The 466-nt window shown below is 62.9% G+C and carries 1 protein-coding gene; it reads left to right on the top strand.

Annotated features, from left to right (window positions below; translation table 11 throughout):
- Positions 1 to 113: 113 nt before the first annotated feature.
- A partial coding sequence (locus HCA61_RS25885; RefSeq protein WP_169691060.1) for a helix-turn-helix domain-containing protein occupies positions 114 to 466 on the top strand: 353 nt, incomplete at its 3' end.

Genomic DNA, 466 nt, shown 5'->3' with positions numbered 1-466 from the left:
CCACGCCGATACTTTGTGACAAACACCAAATGGGCATGACAGTCCCACACCGCATGTCTACCAGCTCTAACAAGACTCGTATCATTCACGACACCAAATGATATCGTCGGGGGGTGCTCAAGCGATACCGCTACCGTGCCTATCCCACAGGGGAACAGCACAGGGAGCTGTCTCGATTGTTCGGGTGCTGCCGGATCGTGTTCAACGACGCCCTCGCCGCGAGGGAATCCGCCCGCAAAGCCGGCCGGTCGATCCCGAGCAAGAGCGAGTTGTCGGCGGCGCTGACCGCCGCGAAAACAACCCCCGAACGGGCGTGGCTCGCGGAGGTGTCCTCGGTGCCGTTGCAACAGTCGCTGGCGGACCTGCACCGCGCGTACGCGAACTTCTTCGACTCCCGCACCGGCAAACGCAAGGGCCGCAAGGTCGGCGCTCCCAGGTTCAAGAAGCGGACACACCGCCAGTCCGC

The sequence above is a fragment of the Rhodococcus sp. HNM0563 genome (assembly GCF_012726195.1).
GTDB lineage: Bacteria > Actinomycetota > Actinomycetes > Mycobacteriales > Mycobacteriaceae > Rhodococcus.
This window is presented reverse-complemented; position numbering and strand designations above follow the sequence as displayed.